19 protein-coding genes are annotated in these 18,673 nt (G+C 63.1%); 11 read left to right on the forward strand and 8 right to left on the reverse strand.

The window, feature by feature from the left end:
* The 3 genes from ACPJXG_RS23995 to ACPJXG_RS24005 are packed head-to-tail and all read right to left on the reverse strand — an operon-like array spanning window position 1 to window position 3,342.
* Complete coding sequence (locus ACPJXG_RS23995) at window positions 1–1,248, reverse strand: class I SAM-dependent methyltransferase (protein WP_425252543.1); 1,248 nt, start codon at window positions 1,246–1,248, stop codon at window positions 1–3.
* The gene (locus ACPJXG_RS24000) at window positions 1,245–2,042 is read right to left on the reverse strand and encodes a DUF1365 domain-containing protein (protein ID WP_425252544.1); all 798 of its coding nucleotides are present in this window, start codon (window positions 2,040–2,042) and stop codon (window positions 1,245–1,247) included. Before ACPJXG_RS24000 ends, ACPJXG_RS23995 begins: the two co-directional genes overlap by 4 nt.
* A complete protein-coding gene (locus ACPJXG_RS24005) occupies window positions 2,032–3,342 on the reverse strand; it encodes an NAD(P)/FAD-dependent oxidoreductase (RefSeq protein WP_425252545.1) in 1,311 nt (436 codons plus the stop codon). The genes ACPJXG_RS24000 and ACPJXG_RS24005 overlap by 11 nt, the downstream gene beginning before the upstream one ends.
* A 165-nt stretch (window positions 3,343–3,507) precedes the next feature.
* Between ACPJXG_RS24005 and ACPJXG_RS24010 the strand changes: the two genes are divergently transcribed.
* The 5 genes from ACPJXG_RS24010 (at window position 3,508) to rpoH (ending at window position 8,664) form a co-directional block, all read left to right on the forward strand.
* A complete protein-coding gene (locus ACPJXG_RS24010; RefSeq protein ID WP_425252546.1) occupies window positions 3,508–4,488 on the forward strand; it encodes a MerR family transcriptional regulator in 981 nt (326 codons plus the stop codon).
* 164 nt (window positions 4,489–4,652) lie between these two features.
* On the forward strand, window positions 4,653–5,711 hold the full coding sequence (ftsY, locus tag ACPJXG_RS24015; RefSeq protein ID WP_035824796.1) for a signal recognition particle-docking protein FtsY: 1,059 nt from the start codon (window positions 4,653–4,655) through the stop codon (window positions 5,709–5,711).
* A gap of 8 nt (window positions 5,712–5,719) precedes the next feature.
* Window positions 5,720–6,463 carry a cell division ATP-binding protein FtsE gene (locus ACPJXG_RS24020; protein ID WP_425252547.1) on the forward strand — a complete coding sequence of 248 codons (744 nt, stop codon included), beginning with the start codon at window positions 5,720–5,722 and terminating at the stop codon, window positions 6,461–6,463.
* Window positions 6,460–7,380: a permease-like cell division protein FtsX gene (ftsX, locus tag ACPJXG_RS24025; protein ID WP_425252548.1), complete on the forward strand. Its 921-nt coding sequence runs from the start codon at window positions 6,460–6,462 to the stop codon at window positions 7,378–7,380. Before ACPJXG_RS24020 ends, ftsX begins: the two co-directional genes overlap by 4 nt.
* A 390-nt stretch (window positions 7,381–7,770) precedes the next feature.
* Window positions 7,771–8,664, forward strand: coding sequence for an RNA polymerase sigma factor RpoH (rpoH, locus tag ACPJXG_RS24030; protein WP_035824784.1), 894 nt, complete (start codon window positions 7,771–7,773; stop codon window positions 8,662–8,664).
* Between the two features lie 89 nt (window positions 8,665–8,753).
* Here the strand turns inward: rpoH and ACPJXG_RS24035 are convergent, their stop codons facing one another.
* Window positions 8,754–9,020, reverse strand: coding sequence for a hypothetical protein (locus ACPJXG_RS24035; RefSeq protein WP_034748940.1), 267 nt, complete (start codon window positions 9,018–9,020; stop codon window positions 8,754–8,756).
* Between the two features lie 177 nt (window positions 9,021–9,197).
* Here ACPJXG_RS24035 and ACPJXG_RS24040 point away from each other — a divergent pair, with 177 nt between their 5' ends.
* Window positions 9,198–9,650 carry a hypothetical protein gene (locus ACPJXG_RS24040; protein WP_425252549.1) on the forward strand — a complete coding sequence of 151 codons (453 nt, stop codon included), beginning with the start codon at window positions 9,198–9,200 and terminating at the stop codon, window positions 9,648–9,650.
* Here ACPJXG_RS24040 and ACPJXG_RS24045 read toward each other — a convergent pair.
* Complete coding sequence (locus ACPJXG_RS24045; protein WP_425252550.1) at window positions 9,647–9,994, reverse strand: antibiotic biosynthesis monooxygenase family protein; 348 nt, start codon at window positions 9,992–9,994, stop codon at window positions 9,647–9,649. The genes ACPJXG_RS24040 and ACPJXG_RS24045 overlap by 4 nt on opposite strands.
* On the reverse strand, window positions 9,991–11,106 hold the full coding sequence (locus ACPJXG_RS24050; protein ID WP_425252551.1) for a cytochrome P450: 1,116 nt from the start codon (window positions 11,104–11,106) through the stop codon (window positions 9,991–9,993). Before ACPJXG_RS24050 ends, ACPJXG_RS24045 begins: the two co-directional genes overlap by 4 nt.
* 76 nt (window positions 11,107–11,182) lie before the next feature.
* Between ACPJXG_RS24050 and ACPJXG_RS24055 the strand changes: the two genes are divergently transcribed.
* From ACPJXG_RS24055 to ACPJXG_RS24075, 5 genes are all read left to right on the forward strand, one after another.
* A complete protein-coding gene (locus tag ACPJXG_RS24055) occupies window positions 11,183–11,875 on the forward strand; it encodes an ArsR/SmtB family transcription factor (protein ID WP_425252552.1) in 693 nt (230 codons plus the stop codon).
* Window positions 11,876–12,008: 133 nt separating this feature from the next.
* On the forward strand, window positions 12,009–12,848 hold the full coding sequence (locus tag ACPJXG_RS24060; RefSeq protein WP_425254788.1) for a DUF3667 domain-containing protein: 840 nt from the start codon (window positions 12,009–12,011) through the stop codon (window positions 12,846–12,848).
* A 60-nt stretch (window positions 12,849–12,908) separates the two neighbouring features.
* Window positions 12,909–13,637, forward strand: coding sequence for an ABC transporter ATP-binding protein (locus ACPJXG_RS24065; RefSeq protein ID WP_425252553.1), 729 nt, complete (start codon window positions 12,909–12,911; stop codon window positions 13,635–13,637).
* Window positions 13,634–15,964: a lysostaphin resistance A-like protein gene (locus ACPJXG_RS24070; protein WP_425252554.1), complete on the forward strand. Its 2,331-nt coding sequence runs from the start codon at window positions 13,634–13,636 to the stop codon at window positions 15,962–15,964. The genes ACPJXG_RS24065 and ACPJXG_RS24070 overlap by 4 nt, the downstream gene beginning before the upstream one ends.
* 72 nt (window positions 15,965–16,036) lie before the next feature.
* A complete protein-coding gene (locus ACPJXG_RS24075; RefSeq protein ID WP_425252555.1) occupies window positions 16,037–17,689 on the forward strand; it encodes a patatin-like phospholipase family protein in 1,653 nt (550 codons plus the stop codon).
* A 70-nt stretch (window positions 17,690–17,759) separates the two neighbouring features.
* On the opposite strand, the gene ACPJXG_RS24080 is transcribed toward ACPJXG_RS24075, so the two are convergent.
* The gene (locus ACPJXG_RS24080) at window positions 17,760–17,978 is read right to left on the reverse strand and encodes a hypothetical protein (protein ID WP_034784905.1); all 219 of its coding nucleotides are present in this window, start codon (window positions 17,976–17,978) and stop codon (window positions 17,760–17,762) included.
* A gap of 80 nt (window positions 17,979–18,058) precedes the next feature.
* Window positions 18,059–18,640, reverse strand: coding sequence for a TerD family protein (locus ACPJXG_RS24085; RefSeq protein ID WP_219135067.1), 582 nt, complete (start codon window positions 18,638–18,640; stop codon window positions 18,059–18,061).
* Window positions 18,641–18,673 lie beyond the last annotated feature (33 nt).

An 18,673-nucleotide genomic window follows, 5' to 3' on the forward strand; every position in this document is an offset into this window, starting at 1 on the left:
TCAGTCCTTGATCAGGGTAAATTGCATCACATCCGTGTTGTGCGCCTGGAAGGCGGCCTCGCAATACGCGAGGTAAAACTCCCAGGTCAGCAGAAAACGGCCATCGAAACCCTGCTTTTCCAGCGCCGTGCGCTGGGCCAGGAAGCTGGCGCGCCACTGGCGCAAGGTTTCCGCGTAATCGAGACCAAAGCTGAAGGCGTCTTCCACGCGCAAGCCCTGCACCTCTGCGGCGCGGCGAAACTCGGCCGGTGACGGCAGCATGCCACCCGGAAAAATATACTGTTGAATGAAATCCGTGCTCTTGCTGTAGCGCTCGAACAAGTCATCGGCGATGACGATGGTCTGGATGCAGGCGCGTCCGCCCCGCTTCAGGTTGCGCGCCACGCATTCGAAATAGCCGGGCCAGTAACTTTGCCCCACGGCTTCGAACATTTCGATCGAGGCGATGGCGTCGTACTGGCCGGCGCTGTCGCGGTAATCGCACAGCTGCAGGTCGGCCTGCCCTGCCAGCCCCGCGTCGTGCAGGCGCTGGCGCGCATAGGCAAGTTGCTCCGTGGATAGAGTCAAACCCGTCACGTGCGCGCCATCGTCGCGCGCCGCCGTTTCCGCAAAACCGCCCCAGCCGCAGCCGATTTCCAGCACCCTGGCGCCTGGCTGCAGCTGCAGCTGATCGGCGATGCGCCGGTATTTCGCACCTTGCGCCTGCTCCAGGCTGGCGCCTTCGGTGAACAGCGCGCTCGAATACGTCATCGATGGATCCAGCCACAGCTGATAAAAGGCGTTGCCGATGTCGTAATGGGCGTGGATATTCTTCTTGCTGCCGGCCCGCGAATTGCGATTGAGCAAATGCCGGACCTTGTAGACCAGGTTGCCCCACCAGTTACCGTAGATCAGCGATTCGATGTGCGCGCGGTTGCGTATCATCAGCTCGATCAAGCCCGGCAAATTGTCCGTGCGCCAGTCGCCGGCGATAAACGTTTCCGCAAAGCCAATGTCGCCCGAACGCAGGACTGCCGCACACAGGCGCCAGTTGTGCAAGTCCAGGGTGACGGGGTGGCTGCCATCGCCGTACAGCAAGATGCTGCCGTCCGGCGTGCGCAGGCGCAGGGCGCCATGCTGCAATTTTTCCAGCAAGCGCAAGATCACCCGTCCGGAAGCAGGCAGGTCCAGGTGCGTGTGATCGGCCGTGTGGTCGGGACGGACGCAGGCGCGCGCCTGCAGGCCGGTCGGCAGGGAATCGGAGCTCATCGGGACACCTTTTCTTGTGGGGGAAGGGGTTTGCTGAAAAACGGCACGCGGCGCAGCCACAGGCGCAAGGCTTGCCAATGGATGCGCGCCATCACGCCTAACGTCATCAGGGGGTAGCGCAGCAGCGCCCAGGCGATGGCGCCATCGCGCAGCGGCTGCGCCGTGCCGGACAAGCTCGTCTGCAGCAGTGGACCATCGAGGTCGTCGTAGTCGACTCTGGCCAGGTGGCGTTCGCCGTCCTGTTCGCTATTGCGCAGGAAACGGAAGCGGTACCTACCCTCCACCTTGCAAAACGGCGACACGTGGAAAATTTTCTTGGCGACCAGTTCGCTGCCATACGCGATGGCGCCGCCCTGTTCGAGCAGGTACAGATGGCGCTCGCCGAAGGTATTGCGCACGTCGCAGACCACGGCGCGCAGCGCGCCATCCGGGCGGTGGCAAAACCAGAAACTGACGGGATTGAAGACATAGCCGAACATGCGCGGCATGGTTTGCAGCCAGATTTCGCCGCCCGCGTCCGACACGCCATGCTGGCGCAGCAAACCATCGATCCAGTCCAGCAGCGGCGTCGTGCCATCGCCGTGGTCGCTGTCGCGGAAGGACAGCACATTGGCGCCGTTGCGCGAAATCAACCTGGCAGGAAAATCGTTCGCGCCCAGGCTGCGCAGGGGCAGGCGCAGATAAAACATGCCATAACTAAAAGCATGCGCGCGCGGACGCAAGCGCGCATGGCGCACCAGTCCCAGGCACAGCTGGGGCTGCGGCTGCGACGGCTGCGTGGGATCACGCGGCATGGCCAAGCTCCGCCGCCGCCATGCCATTGAGTACTTGCGCCACGGCCAGGCCCGACTTCAAGCCGTCTTCATGGAAACCATAGCCCGTCCAGGCGCCCGCGAACCACGTGTGCTGCGCGCCCTGGAAGCCGGCCAGGCGCGCCTGGGCGGCAATGGCCGCGCCATCGAACACGGGGTGGGCATACGAAAATTCGTCGATGATGCTGGCCGGAGCGGGCTCGTCGAGGGGATTGAGCGAAACGATGACGGGCGTGGTAAAGGGCAAGGGTTGCAGCTGGTTCAGCAAATAATGCACGCACACTTGCGGCGCCTCGCCTTCCGCGGCCGGCCGGCCCTGATAATTCCAGGCGGACCAGGCGCGGCGGCGCTGCGGCAGGCAGGACGCATCCGTATGCAGCACAGCGCGATTCGGCTGGTAGCGCACGGCTTCGAGCACGGCGCGCTCGTCGTCGCGGATATCTCCCAGCAGGGCCAGCGACTGGTCGCTGTGGCAGGCGAGCACGACGTGATCGACATGCTCGACGCCGGCGGCCGTGTGCAGCTCGACCATGCGCGCGCCAGCGTGCGGCTGGCGGCGCACGGCCAGCACGGGGCAAGCCAGGCGCTGCTGCGGGATGCCTGCCAACAATTTCTTCACATACTCGCGCGAGCCGCCGCGCACCGTGCGCCATTGCGGCCGGTCGCTCACTTGCAGCAAGCCATGGTTGTGGCAGAAACGGATGAAGGTGGCCAAGGGAAAGGCCAGCATCTGGCGCGCCGGGCACGACCAGATGCAGGCGGCCATCGGCAGCAGATACCAGTGGCGAAATTCCTCGCCATAGCCGTGCAGGTCGAGAAATTCACCCAGCGACAGGGCCGGCGCCGGCACGCTGGCCGTCGCCAGGGCGCTGGCCTGGCGGTTGAAGCGCAGAATATCGCGCAGCATGCGCAAGAATGCGGGGCGCAGCAGGTTGCTGCGCTGGGCAAACACGGTATCCAGGTTGGCGCCGGCCCATTCCAGCACGCGGGCATCGGACGCGGTGCCCAGCGGCATTTTGACGGAAAACGACATGTCGCTGTCGGCCGCCTCGACGCCGAGCTCGTCAAACAGTTGCACCAGGTTCGGATACGTGGCGTGATTGAATACGAGAAAACCCGTGTCCACGCCATGCGTGACGCCATCGAGCGTGACATCGACCGTATGGCTGTGGCCGCCAAAATAATCGCCCGCCTCGTACAAGGTGACGTCCTGGCCCGCTTGCGCCAGCCGATAGGCACACGACAATCCTGCGATTCCTGCTCCGACGACGGCAATTTTCATGAGTGCACCTGTGTTAAGTTTGTCCTGGACAAATAAGACTCATGGATAATCGATGAAATATTGATTTATGTCAATGAGCGTCCTGAGCCGTTCAGAAACTTATACGTAGGCAATTCCTAATCGGATTCAGCTATTTGGTACGGGGCGGCGGAAGGCGTAAAATGCATGCCACGTTCTTCCGCAAGCGAGCAAAGCCACCCTGGTATGGATACTGACCTGCAACCTACTTCCGCCTTCAGCATCAGCGATGTCGAACGCGATACCGGACTGGCCAAGGAAACCTTGCGTGTGTGGGAGCGTCGCTACGCCTTTCCCCAGCCCCAGCGCGACGCCTTTGGCGAGCGCAGCTACCCGGCCGAGCAAGTGCAAAAATTGCGCATGGTCAAGCGCCTGCTGGACCTCGGATTTCGTCCGGGCAAAATCATGCAGCACAGCACCGTGCAACTGCAGCAGCTGGCCAGCGCCGGCAGCGCGGCGCCGTCAACGCCGGCACCGCAGCTCGAACACTATCTGGCCCTGTGCCGCAGCCACCAGATGGAGGAACTGGGCGGCGCCCTGCGCCAGGCGCTGGCCGTACTGGGCCTGAAAGCGTTCACCATCGACGTGATCGCGCCGCTTACCGGCATGGTGGGCGAAGCGTGGGCTTGCGGCGAGCTGGCCGTATATGAAGAGCATCTGTATAGCGAAACCTTGCAGACGGTGATGCGCCACGCCATTTTTTCCCTGCCGCAAGCAAGCAGCCCGTCCACGCGCACGCCGCGCATCGTCCTCAGCACCTTGCCTCAGGAGCGCCATGGCCTGGGGCTGCTGATGGCCGAAGCGCTGTGCGCGGCGGCCGGCGCCCATTGCATGTCGCTGGGGGTGGAAACGCCGCTGACGGACATCGTCGCGGCCGCCCGCGCCCAGCGGGCCGACATCGTCGCGTTGTCGTTTTCCAGCGCCAGCAAGCAACGGCAGACGCGCGACAGCCTGCAGCAACTGCATGCAAGCTTGCCTCCAAGCATGGAATTGTGGGCCGGCGGACGCAGTCCCGTGTTGTACCGCCAGCCGCCGCCGTTTTTGCATGTGCTGGACTTGCGGCAAGTCGACGAAAGCATCGCCGACTGGCGCCGCCGCCATCAGGCGCTGGCCCTGCAAACCCATTGATCCCACTGGAAAGCGCGGCAACTGCGGCGATCTCCGTGGATAGCCGCGCAATGTTGCCAATCGAACAGTAAAGCATGAAGGGCCGGGCGCGCTCTGGTAGAATAGCCCGTAACACAGTGTCCGGCGCCGCCGGGCCTTAGGTCAGCACCCGCCACCACACATCCATGTTTAGTTTCTTCAAGAAAAAACCCATCGCTCCCGAGGCTGCACCAGCCGAGCCCCTCGTCCTTCCCGCCGCCACGCCGCCTGCACCGCAGCCTGCCGCTGCGCCCCTGAGCGGCGCGCCGGCCGAGCTCGTGCCCGTGATCGTGGCCGCCGAACCCGAGAAAAAATCGTGGATGACGCGCCTGAAGGCGGGCCTGTCGAAAACCTCGAATACCTTGTCCGTGCTGTTCGTCGGCGCGAAGATCGACGACGCCCTGTATGAAGAGCTGGAAGCGGCCTTGCTGATGTCCGACGCCGGCATCGACGCCACGGAATTCCTGCTCACGGAACTGAAGAAGAAGGTCAAGGAAGACAAGCTGCTCGACGCGGCCGCCGTCAAGGCCGCCCTGAAAGTATTGCTGATCGACCTGCTCTCGCCGCTGGAAAAGCGCTTCGAGCTGGGCCGCCACAAGCCGCTGGTGATGATGATTTCCGGCGTGAATGGCGCTGGCAAGACCACCACCATCGGCAAGCTGGCCAAGCACATGCAGTCGAACAACCAGTCCGTGCTGCTGGCTGCGGGCGACACCTTCCGCGCCGCCGCGCGCGAACAGTTGATGGTCTGGGGCGAGCGCAACAACGTCACCGTGATTTCGCAGGAATCGGGCGACCCGGCCGCCGTGGCCTACGACTCCGTGCAATCGGCGAAAGCGCGCGGCATCGACGTGGTGATGGTCGACACGGCGGGCCGCTTGCCGACGCAGTTGCACCTGATGGAAGAATTAAAGAAAATCAAGCGCGTCATCGGCAAAGGCATGGAAGGCGCGCCGCATGAAACCCTGCTCGTCATCGACGGCAACACGGGCCAGAACGCCCTCACGCAAGTGAAAGCGTTTGACGACGCGCTGCAGTTGAGCGGCCTGGTGATCACCAAGCTGGACGGTACCGCCAAAGGCGGCGTGCTGGCGGCGATTGCCCGCGTGCGTCCCGTGCCCGTGTATTTCATCGGCATCGGTGAGAAAATTGAAGACTTGCAGCCTTTCGTGGCTGCCGAATTTGTCGAAGCGCTGCTCGGATAAGCCTATACATGATTGAATTTCAGCACGTCTCCAAGCAATACTCCCCCGATGCCGTGGCGCTCAGCGACATTTCGCTCAGTATTGCCAAGGGCGAGCTGGTCTTCCTGGCCGGCCCGTCCGGCGCCGGCAAGTCCACCTTGCTGAAAATGATCGCCGCCATGGAACGCCCCACGTCGGGCAAGCTGATCGTCAATGGCCAGGACATGGCGAAGATCAAGCCGGCCGGCGTGCCGTTTTTGCGCCGTAACATGGGCCTGATCTTCCAGCAGCAAAAATTATTGAACGACCGCTCCATCCTGGCCAACGTCATGCTGCCGCTGCTCGTCGTCGGCGCGCATAAAGTTGCCGCGGAACAGCGCGCGCGCGCCGCGCTCGACAAGGTGGGATTGCTGGACCGCGCCATGGCGCGTCCCCTGTCGCTGTCTGGCGGCGAGCAGCAGCGCGTGTCGATCGCGCGCGCCATCGTCAACCGGCCGCAAATCATCCTGGCCGACGAACCGACGGCCAACCTGGACCGAGCCAGCGCCAACAAGGTGCTCGACGCCCTGAAAGCATTCCACTCCGTGGGCGTGACCTGCCTCATTTCCAGCCATGACGAACAGATGCTCGACGCGGCCGCCCGCGTGATCCACCTGAAAAACGGCCAGCTGGTGGCCATCGACAAGGCCACGCAGGCGCCCGTCTTCGCGCCACCCGATCCCGATTTTGCACCGTCCCCCGGCCTGGACGACGCGCAGGGAGAACAGCCATGAGAGGCTGGTTCCGTCAACACCGCTTCGCGCTCGGTTCGGCGCTGATCCATTTGCGCAAGTCGCCGGGCGGCTTTCTATTGAACGTCGTCGTCGTCGCCATCGCCCTGTCGCTGCCGTTCGCCGGCTTGACCATGCTCGACAATGTACGCCCGATGTCGGAACAGATGTCGGTCGATCCGGAAATCAGCGTCTTCCTGAAGATCGACACGCCGCGCGAGCAAGCCGTGGCGCTGGCCAGTTCCATGCGCAAGATCGTCGGCGAGCAAAAGGCGAAGATCGTCTTCATCGCGCGCGAACAGGCGCTCGACACGCTGAAAAACAAGAACGGCCTGGCCGACGTACTGAGCACCCTGGGCGACAATCCCCTGCCCGACAGCTATGTGCTGAAACTTGACGCCTTCAGCAGCGCCAGCGAAGCGCAGGATGTCGATGCCGTGGCGGAACAATTGCGCCAGTTGCCCGGCGTGGAATCGGCGCAAGTCGATTCGGCCTGGGTCAAGCGTCTGGCGGCCCTGCTGGGCGTGCTGCGTCTGGTGCTGTTGCTGCTGGCCATTACTTTGGGCGTGGCCGTGATCGCTGTTGTCTTCAATACCATCCGCTTGCAAGTGATGCAGCAGCGCGATGAAATCAGCATCTCGAAACTGATCGGCGCCACGGACACCTTCATCCACCGCCCCTTCTATTACACGGGTGCCCTGCTGGGCCTGTGCGCCGGTGCGCTGGCCCTGGGCGCCGTGGCGCTGGCCTTGCAACCGCTCAATACCGCGATTGCCGAGTTTGCGCGCCTGTACGCATCCGAATTCCAGCTGGTGCCGCTGGCACCGCTGCCGATGGCCGGCTTGCTGGCCGTCAGCGCCGGCCTGGGCCTGATCGGCGCCTTCCTCTGCGTGCAGCGCCACCTGGCGCGCCTGAACTGACCTTCCCTCCCATGGCGGCGCCTGCGGTGCCGCCATGCGCCTCACCCTCCCTATCTGCTGTTATCTTGATATTTAGCAAGTATTCTTAAGGTTCGCTTCAGCCAGAGGCCGTAGACTGATTACGTGTTCAAATCACTGTTCATATATATATCAAGCATTAAATCGCCATAGCATTTAGGCTATCAGGCCGATTAAATGTGCTGATTGGCACTCTCAAGCAGAGAGTGCTAATATAGGGACATACCAAAGGCAGAAGCGCCATGGACGCCAGATGAAGATGGTGCCGCGCTCTGCAAAGTGCAAGACCGAATACGCAAACAGACAAGCGGACCACGTCGCGTGATGTGGCCAACTGGAACAAAGCAAGACTACGAGGGAGAAAACATGACTATGATGTCCGCAACGTCCGCATTGGTTCCGACCAAAAGTAATGCGCTGGGCCTCGGTTTCACTGGCAATCTGGGCAATATCGACGCCTATATTTCGGCCGTGAACCGCCTGCCCATGTTGACCCACGACGAAGAAATTTCGCTGGCGACACGCCTGCGTGAAAAAAATGACCTGGCCGCCGCGCAAGAACTGGTGCTGTCGCACCTGCGCCTGGTGGTCTCGATTGCCCGCGGCTACCTGGGCTATGGCTTGCCGCACGCCGACCTGATTCAGGAAGGCAATATCGGCTTGATGAAAGCCGTGAAACGTTTCGATCCGGACCAGGGCGTGCGCCTGGTGTCGTACGCCATGCACTGGGTGAAAGCCGAGATGCATGAGTACATCCTGAAAAACTGGCGCCTGGTCAAGGTTGCGACGACGAAAGCGCAGCGCAAGCTGTTCTTCAACCTGCGCAGCCACAAGACGGGCCTCGATGCGATGACGCCGAAGCAGATCGATGCGCTGGCCAAGCTGCTCGACGTGAAGCGCGAAGAAGTGATCGAGATGGAAACGCGCTTGAGCGGCCGCGACATTGCGCTGGAATCGCCGACCGACGATGAAGACGACAAGTTTTCGCCGATCGCCTACCTGTCGTCGGAGCAAAGCGAACCGACCAAGGTGCTGGAAGCGGAACAAGTGACGCGTCTGCAATCGGAAGGCCTGGAAACGGCCTTGAGCAAACTGGACGCCCGTTCGCGCCGCATCATCGAAGCGCGCTGGCTGGCCAACGACGACGGTTCCGGCGCCACCCTGCACGCGCTGGCAGAAGAGTTCGGCGTATCGGCCGAACGCATCCGCCAGATCGAAGTGGCGGCGCTGAAAAAAATGAAGGGCGCCTTGGCCGCCTGGGTGTAATCGAAAGCAATGCCGCAATGCAAAAGGCGCCGCAAGGCGCCTTTTAGTTTTACAAGTGATGTTTATCAACAGATAAACATGGCAGCGAATTAAGCTGCGGCCAAGCCCTTGACGAGGACTTCGGCAACCAATTCATTCAGATCCGCGCCGCGTTCCTTGGCCAGTGTCTGCAATTGCAAGACCAGATCGCTGTTCAGCTTGACGGCGAACGGCACCAGGCCCAGGGCCTGATCGCGCTTGCGCTGCTCGCGGCGGTCGACGACCACCGCTTCCTTACCGAATGCACCGGCGCCGGGAACATTCATCTTTCCCATCAGTTTCTTGGCATCGCTTTTGGCCAGGTCGGTTTTTTTCATGGTTGTTTCCTGATTTTCAAAACAGCCATTTTACGCAGTAATCGGCGCGCCGCGTGGCCGGCGCGTCAATTCATCGGCAGCACGCCAATAGTGCGCCTGAAAAATATCATTTTGTTACTATCATTTCATCCCGCGCGTGAACAAGCACGCCGGGACGCTCTACCTGAAAGGAAAAACATGCATTCTCTGACCCACTCTTATCGTAGCGTGCTGCTGCCCCTGTTCTTCGCCTGCCTGGCCGTGCTGGCCGGCTGCGGCGCGGCCGGCAGCGCCGGCGACGCGGAAAACACGCCGCGCAGCGTCACCCACGTGCTCTCGCCGGGCGAACAGGTCGCCATCACGGCCACCGATACCCTGAAACTCGAGCGCGTCAACGACAGCCGCTGCCGCAAGGGCGCCGTGTGCGTGTGGAAAGGCTACGTCAGCTACAGTTTCAGCTTGCTCAACAGCGCAGGCACGACCGACATCGTCTTGTCCGATTCCATGCCCGGCGCCGCCAGCTCCGTCACCGTCAACCACCTGACGTTTACCTTGCTCGACGTCGACCCGGCCACGCCGCCGGCCCTGAATGCGGCCGAGCCCACTTACCGGGTCAAGGTGAAAATCACGCAGGGCGCGCTGCCCCGCTAAACGCTGTGGCGCTGGCGGCTGTCGGCCGGCGCCTGTTCCCGGTCCAGCATGCCGTAATCGCGCACGACGGCGGCGATGCGCAGCCGGTAATCGTCAAACACGCCCTGCCTGCCGGCCGACTGCGCCGCGCGGTGCGCTTCCAGCTGCCGCCATTGCGCCAGCGCCGCCTCGTCGCGAAAGAAGGACAGCGACAGCAATTTGCCTGGTTCGCTCAGGCTGCTGAAGCGTTCAATGGAAATGAACCCATCGACTTCATCGAGCAAGGGACGCAGGGACGCCGCCAGGTCCAGATAGTGCTGGCGCCCTTCGGCGCTGGGCCAAACTTCGAAAATCACGGCAATCATTTCATTTCTCCTGGGCTAAAGACAGGGATGCGGGCATTCAGCGACGGCAGGTAACGCCACGCCAGCGGCAGGCGTTGCAACGCATCGGCCCACGCCTGCAGGCAAGCCATGGCGATGGTGTGCGCGATGGACTGGCCCGGACAACCGTGGCGGCCATGGCCAAAGCCCAACTCCGCATCGCCAGCGCTGGCCAGCACGACGACGATCATCTGCCCGGCCGGCACGCGCACGCCATGCAATTCCACGGCATCAGCCGTGTAGCGGCGCGTGTTGTGGATGGCCGGATCATTCCGGCTGACCTCGCGCAGCATGGCCGGCCATCGCTGGGGGGCGGCGCGCAGTGACGGCAGCAAGTCTGGCTGCGCGCGCAAAGCCACGATGGCATTGCCCAGCAAGCCAGCTGTGGCGTCGCAGGTCTGCGACAGCAAGCCCACGAGGTTGGCCAGCATGCCGCTCCCCATGGCATCGGTCTCGGCCACGATACTGGCCAGCAGGCTGCCGGGCCTCGCGTTGCCCTCGCGCAGCAAGTGGCCAAAACCTTGCAACAGGGAATCGGCCGCCACTTGCGCGCCAGGCAGTTGTTCTCCATTGCTGAGCGGCGACAGGCAAGCGACAAAATCGCGCGTCCAGGCGGCCAGCGCCGGCCATTGCGCAGGCGCAAAGCCCAGCAAGTCGGCCATGGCGAACAGGGGCAGTTGAAAAATCGCATCGTTGAGCTGGACAGCATCGCCTGGCATGCAATCACCAGCAAGATGCATCGCCCGCTCCTGCAGGCGCGCCATATCCACCTGGCCCAGCGCGCGCGCCAGCACCTGTTTCGGCACGGCATGCCGCTCGCCATCGTTCATACGCACCAGTTCGGCAAAAATCGCGCCGCACGGCGTGCCAGCCAGAGTATCCGGTACAGGCTGTCCTGTCGGGCGCACGCGGCAAGCGGGATGCGCCAGCACGGCTTGCACGCCGGCCGCACCCGTCGCCAGCCAGCAGTCGAGTGAGGCCTCGAAACGCAGCGGCGGGCCATCCGCCAGGCGGCGATAGTAAGCATATGGCGCCGCATGGGTGACGGCGGCGAAAGGGTCGGCGGGATCGATAACAAAGTCGGCAAGCGGCATGCGCATTCCATTGCAGTGAGGGTGGGACACGAGTATGCTGGTCCTTCCACCACTACACTTCGCCCACGAACGAATCATGGATGACAAACTTCCCTCGGCCGACATGGGTCTGGCGCAACTGGCCGGCGCCATCGCCGAACCGGCCCGCGCGCGCATGCTGTGCAGCCTGCTCGACGGCCATGCGCGCACGGCCACGGAATTGGCCACGCTGGCCGAAGTGGGCGCCTCGACGGCCAGCGCCCATCTGAGCCGCTTGCGCGACGATGGTTTGCTGTCGATGGTGGCGCAGGGCAAGCACCGCTATTACCGCCTGGCCAGCACGGAGGTGGCGCGAGCGCTGGAAGCGCTGCTGGTGGTGGCCGGCGTGCCGGCGACGCCCTTTACGCCCTCCACGCCCGACCGCCTGCGCCACGCGCGCACTTGCTACGACCACATGGCCGGCACGGTGGCCGTCACCGTGCACGACCAGTTGCTCGCGCAAGGCTGGCTGCTCGATGATGGCGGAGAATATCGTTTGTCGGAAGCGGGCGCGGCCGGCATGGCGGCGCTGGGCATCGACGTGCCGCAATTACACAAGCAGCGCCGCCGCTTCGCCTGTGCCTGCCTGGACTGGAGCGAGCGGCGTGCCCACCTGGGCGGCGCGCTGGGGGCCGCCATCCTGCAACTAGCCCTGCGCCAGCACTGGGCCGAACGCGAACTCGACAGTCGCGCCCTGCGCCTCACGCCAGCCGGTGAACGGCGCCTGCTGGCCGCCTTTGGTGGAGGCTGAACGGCGCAGACATTTTGTATCTCGGAAGCAACGAAAAAGATAAAAATGTGCTTTTATCATTCTTTTCATTCATCATAGGCTGCGCCCTTGAGCGATCATTTTTTGGCCATGGAAAGAGTTCATCTTGAAAACAGTGTCATCCAGCACCTGCCATAACTGCAATACCGATGCGCCAGGCAACTTCTGCAGCGCCTGCGGCCAGACGACGACCCTGCACATGCCCAGCGCACGCGAATTCCTGCATGAATTCGTTGCCCATTATGTGGCGCTCGAAGGCAAGCTCTGGCGTACCCTGGCCCTGCTGCTGTTCCGTCCGGGCGCGCTGAGCAATGAATACATCGCGGGACGCCGCGTGCGCTACGTGGAGCCGCTGCGCGTCTACCTGACGTTCAGCATCCTGTTCTTTGCCATCCTCAAGTTCAGCAGCCCCGCCGTATTCCTCACCGTCCACGATCAGCCAGCCCAGGTGAACGCCCACGGCCCCCGTCAAACTCAGGAAAACAAACCATCACCTATACAGCTCAGCATCCTGGGCCAGACCCCCACCCTGCCGCAGCAATGGCAAGACTTCGAGCAACTGCCCACGGCGGAGAAACAAAAACTCGTGGTGGACAGCTTTTACCATTACGCGCCGTACGCCATGTTTTGCCTGATGCCGCTGTTCGCCCTGTTCCTGAAAATCCTTTACCTGGGCAGCGGACGGCGCTATGGCGAACATTTCCTGTTCGCCCTGCATGCGAATGCCTTCGCCTTCATCACGATGGCGCTGATGACCTTGATCCCCGTCAACATCATCCGCCTCACACTCGGCGCCTGGCTGCTGGCCTATCTGCCCTGGGCCATGTGGCGCGTGTATCGAAGCGGCAAACTCGCCACCATCTGCCGCTGGCTGGTATTGATGGCAGCCTACGGCATCGCCATGAGCCTGGCGATCCTGGCCTGCATCGCCATCGGCGTCATGCTGCGACATTAAGGGACGCGCCAGCGGCACCGTCTCGGGCTATCATCCTGCACGCTATCTTTTTTGGGATGCATGATGATTGCCTTCGAAGGCTTGTCCAAACAGTACGGCACGTTCGAGGCCGTCAAGCCGCTGACCTTGCAAGTGGGCAAAGGAGAAGTCTTCGGCTTCCTGGGCCCGAACGGGGCGGGAAAAACCACCACCATCCGCATGCTGATGGGCATCCTCGTGCCCAGCGCCGGCCGCGTGCTGGTCGATGGCCTCGATTGCCAGCGCGATGGCGCCGCCGTCAAGCGCAAGGTGGGCTACCTGCCCGACACCCCCATCTTTTACGATTATTTGCGCGGCCGTGAAATCCTGCAATTCGTGGCCGAAATGCATGGTTTTTCACGCGCCGAAGCGGCCGCCCGCGCCGCGCGCCTGCTGACGGAATTCGGGCTCGATGAAGCGAGCGAGGATTTCGCCGTCAATTACTCGCTGGGCATGAAGAAAAAACTGGGCCTGGCGTGCGCGCTGATACACGATCCGGCCGTGCTGATCCTCGATGAACCGATCAACGGCCTCGACCCGCGAGCTTCGCGCGACGTGCAGGAACGCTTGCTGCGCCGCGCCGCCGCCGGCACCACGATTTTTGTCTCCACGCATTTGCTCGACATGGCGCAAAAGCTGTGCAGCAGGGTCGCCATCATCCACCGGGGCGCCCTGGTCGCCACAGGCAGCCTGGACGATATTCGCCAGCAACTGTCCAGCGATGGCAGCCTGGAAGAGCTCTTCCTGCAACTGACCGATGAAACCACATGACGGCGGCGCCGCCCACCGCCTGGCGCGCCGTCTGGCTGCTGACCCGCTTGCGCCTGCAGCGCCTGCTCAACGTCAGTGGTCGGGGCTTTTCCTTCAAGAAAAACAGTAAAAGCCGCCCCGCCACGCCGGGCAAGCGTGGCGGACGCTGGCTGCTGGGCGCGCTGCTCTTGCTGCCCATGCTGTTTTCCTTCGGCAGCATCGCCCGCCATAGCGTGCTGAACATGCATTGTTTGCTGGACCAGGTCGCCGCCTGCCAGGCGCGCGGCAGCCTGCACACGGGTAGCCATCTGCTCGACCCTGTCATCGCGCAACTGATGGCCGCGCCCTTCAGCGCGGTGCTGACCGGTGGCCTGACCCTGCAGCTGGCGCTGTTGTGGCTGGTCAGCGTCCTGCTGCCGCTGGGCATGGGAGAATTGTCGAAGCCGGACTGGGATCTGGAATGGCTGGTCACCCTGCCCGCCGAGAAAAGCACCTTGCTGTGGGCGCGCGTGCTGGAACGCACGCTCGTCAATCCGGCAGGCTTGCTGGCCCTGTGGCCCGGCACGGCCGTCATCGCATGGTATTCTGGCCAGGGCTGGTTTTCGCCACTGTCCGGCCTGCTCGCCAGCCTCGTCCTGCTGGCCCTGGCCGCCATGCTGCGCACCCTCGTCGACACGGGCTTGCGCCTGTCGCTCACGCCATCCCGGCTGGGCAACCTGCAGGCGGTCATTTCCCTGGCGGGCCTGTTGCCCATGTATCTGGGCATGTCTTTCGGCATGGGCACGGGCGGCTTCGCGTATGACTGGGCCGCCGCCATGCCCGCCTGGAGCCACTGGACGCCGCCGGGGCTGCTGGTGCGCCTGCTCAATGCCGATGGCGTGGCCACCTTGCTGCCCGCCGCCCTGCTGCTGGCGCAATCCCTGTGCTTGATGCTGCTGGGCATGGCCCTCCTGCGCCGCCAGCTGCGCCATGGCGTCGTGGGCGCGGGCCAGCGCGAAGCGGCGCGCAAGCCGGCAGCCGCGCCACTGCCCACACGGCGGTGGCGCCCGCGCCTCGGCACGGCGATCCAGCGGCGCGAACTGACGTTACTCTTGCGCGACCGCAATTTTCTCGTGCAGACCCTGCTGATGCCCCTGCTGATCCTCGGCGGCCAGGCCGTGGTGACGGGCCAGGCGCGCGACCTGCACGCGCTGCTGGATCATCCCGTCCTGCTGGCCTCCACCGGCTTTTTCCTCGGCACCTATGTACTGCTGATGTCGGCTTTCCAGACCCTCAACAAGGAAGGCGGCGCGCTGTGGCTGCTGTACACGTTTCCCGTCTCCATCGAGCAGGCTCTGCGGCAAAAGGCGCAGCTGTGGGCCGTGCTGGCCCTGCTGTATCCATTGGTCCTGTTCGGCGTGGCGCTGGTCTGGCTGCCCGCCTGGTCGTGGCAGACGGCGGGCCTGATGCTGCTGGCCCTGGCCGCCATCCCCCTGTATGCGCTGATCGCCGTAGCGCTGGGCGTGTTTGCCAGCGATCCGCTGGCCACCGAAACGACGGCAAAGCTGCGTCCCATCTATACGTACCTGTATTTGCTGCTCACCGGCCTGTACATTGCCGCGCTGGCCGCCGGCAGCCTGGTGCAGCAACTGGTGTTTGTCGTGCTCACGTGCGCGCTGACCGCGGCCCTGTGGCAAAAGGCGCGCGACGCGCTGCCCTACCTGCTCGACTCCTCCGCCTCGCCGCCAGCGAGAGTAACGGCGGCGGACGGCCTGATCGCCGCCATGCTGTTTTTCATCTTGCAAACACTGGCCTTGATCCTGCTCAAAGCTAGCAATGCGGCGCCGCTGGCGCAGTTGGCGCCGCTGGCCATCGCCTTCGGCGCGGCCGGCGTGCTCACGTATGCGCCGCTGCGCCTCGTCTACTGGCGCGCCAGGACGGCCGGCGTGCCGCGCATCGGCCATGGCCGCGAACCGTGGCGCTGGGGAGTCGCGGGCGCCTGTGCCGCGGCGCTGTTCGGCATCGCTTATGCGGCCCTGTTGCCACCAAGCGCTTCAACATTGATGCAGATCAATAGCGACGGACTGTGGCTGTTGACCGTAGGCGTGCTGGCCGCGCCCCTGTGCGAGGAATTCCTCTTCCGCGGCTTGCTGCAGGGCGGCTTGCGCCGTTCTCTGCCCGCCTGGCAAGCGATCGGCATCGCCGCCGCGCTGTTTGCCCTCGTACATCCACCGGCCGCCATGCTGCCCGCCTTTGTGCTGGGCCTGTGCGCGGGCCATGCCTACGAGCGCAGCGGCGCGCTGCTGGCGCCCATGCTCGTGCACGCGCTGTACAACGCGGCCCTGCTCGGCTGCCAGCTGAATAGGTGATTGTTGCCGAGTTTGCTAGAATCGCACACGTTTCCGTCCGTATCCCAACCCCTGACTACGCACAGATCACGCATGAATCCACGCTTGTTCGTCCCATGTATCCTCGTTGCACTGTTGAGCGGCTGCACGGTACTCGCCCTGCGCCCCAACCGCGGCGTCGAAAACCGCACGTTTACCGTGCAGGAAACCCCGCGCCTGCGCATCGACGCGCCCAAGGCGCGCATCCAGAACCCGATGCCCAACGACCATTTCATCGGCATCGCCCTGTCCGGCGGAGGCAGCCGCGCCGCCAATTTCTCGGCCGCCTCGCTGGAGCAGCTGGAGCAGTTCGGCCTCGTCAGCGGCGCCTCGGCCATTTCCGGCGTCTCGGGCGGCGCCATCGCGGGCGGCTACTATGCGCTGCATGGCAAACAGACGGACTGGCCCTTGCTGCGCAGCAAACTGAAAACGGATTTCTTTGGCCAGACCATCTTGAAACCCGCTAACCTGACGACGATGTTGTTGACGAACAAGACGCGCACCTCGTTCCTGTCCGACGTGCTGGACGATGTGCTGTACGACAAGAAAACCTACCAGGACTTGCCGCACGACGGCCCCATCTTCCTGGCCAACGCGACGGACGCCACCGATGGCGGCAAGCGCGTGGTGTTTTCCTACGAGTATTTCTACAGCACCCTGCATTCGCCGATCCAGGATATCCGCCTGGCGACGGCCGTGGCCACCTCGGCCGCCTTTCCCGGCGTCTTCGATTCCGTCACCTTCGAACGCTTCCGCCCAAAAAACAGTTTCGTGCCGGAACTCGGTTCCGAGTCGCGCGAATCGCCGTCGTACGTGCACTTGTTCGATGGCGGCGCGGCCGACAACCTGGGCGTGGAAACCCTGTGGGACGTGGCCCTGACGCAGCTGTACGGCAACGACATGGCCGTCGTGCCACCGCGCCTGAACAGCAAGCCCTTCATCCTCATTTCCATCGACGCCAACGCGCCCAATTCCAGCGCCGTGTTCGAAAAGATGTCGGACGAGCGCCAGCCGCTGGACCGCATCTTCAACAAGAATATCTACGACGCCGTCGACGCCCTGTTCTCGCGCCAGCGCAAGGAAAACCTCGTCAAGATGGGCTTTGGGCAAGCCCGCTTCGATACCATCACGCATGAAAACTTTGGCGACCTGAGCCAGAAATTCGTCAAGGGCAAGCGCACCTCGGCCTTTGCCATCCCCGTGCTGTGCCGCCCCCACCTGGGCCTGTACCGCTGCGAAGTCGATGCGGCCGATCCCTTGCCGGGCCAGATCCGCACGCGGCTGGAAGGCTTTGCCTGGCATATCTCCATCGACCAGATCGCCTCGCTGGCGCTGCGCCTGGCCAGCGAAGACGTACACGTCGATGGTGCCCGCAAGGAAGAGCGCGCCGCCCTCGTCAAGCTGCAACGCCTGGCCACGCAAACGAAAACCCATCTGAAGCTGACGGGCCCGGAAAATTGCAGCCCGGAAGTCTTGCAATCGGCCCTGTACAGCGCCGCGCGCGTGCTGATCCTCGACGACGAGGAATCGCGCTTCGCCCTGTGCGACTACATGCTGGCGGGCCAGCTCATCAATGACGACACCGTCTGCAAGCAGCGCTATATCCATGCCGTGCCCCGCTTTGCCATCGAAAGCGAAGATTTGCAGTACCGCAACCTGAGTTCGGACGGCAATTCCGTGAACGTGCCGATACGCTGCAAGAAGTGAGCGCCCACAAAAAAGCCCGCACGATCGCTCGTGCAGGCTTTAGCGCAAGGATTCCAAGCGCCCGGTTGACTTAAATCAACCGACTGCGCCTGCGCATGTAGCTGCGGCTTAACGCACCTTCCAGTTCCTGCTCCGTTTTATGCTGGTTCACCGTGTACAGGGCCCACAGGGCCGCCGGCGCCCAGCCGATCACAGTGCACTGCAAGATCAAGGCGGCGGCACCGGCCAGCGGGCGCCCCAGCATGAAAAACGTGAGACACGGAAGTAGCAAGGCTATCAGCAATCGCATCACGACACACTCTCCTTCAATATAGAGCAGCGGACAAGGGCCGGTATCCGGTCCGTCCCTCGCCCGCTGCGTACTGCTCCTTATAGATGCACGGCGATTTGCGGCATCAGGTCGTCAAAAGTGCGACCGTTGCCGTTTTCTCCGATGGCGTGCATCTTCCATTCGCCGTTATGGCGGTACAGCTTGGCCATGATCTGTGCCGTGTGAGTCCCTTGCACAGACAGGTTGAAACGCGCGACTTCCTGGTTATTGCTGGCATTCAAGATGCGGCAATAGGCGTTTTCCACCTGCGAGAAGTTCTGGCCAGTAAAGCTGTTGACGGTGAAGACGAGGCTTTTCACGTTCGCCGGCACTTTCGACAGATCGACATTGATCTGTTCGTCGTCGCCATCGCCCGCGCCCGTGCGGTTGTCGCCCGTGTGGACAATGCTGCCGTCCTTGCTTTTCAGCTGGCGGAACCAGACGATGTCGGACGTGCTCTTGTTTTCATCGAACATGACGCACGACGCATCCAGGTCGACGGCTTCCGTCTTCGAACCGAAACCGAGGAAACCCTTGGTCTTGGCCGCATCCCAGCCCAGGCCCATGGTGATACGGGTCAGGGTGGTACCAGCTTCTTTGTCCAGAGAAATCTTCTGGCCTTTGCTCAAATTGACAGACATACGCATAGCTCCTGTTAAGTGTTTACTGCTTGA

The sequence above is a fragment of the Janthinobacterium sp. NFX145 genome (genome assembly GCF_049810325.1).
Lineage (GTDB): Bacteria > Pseudomonadota > Gammaproteobacteria > Burkholderiales > Burkholderiaceae_D > Janthinobacterium > Janthinobacterium rivuli.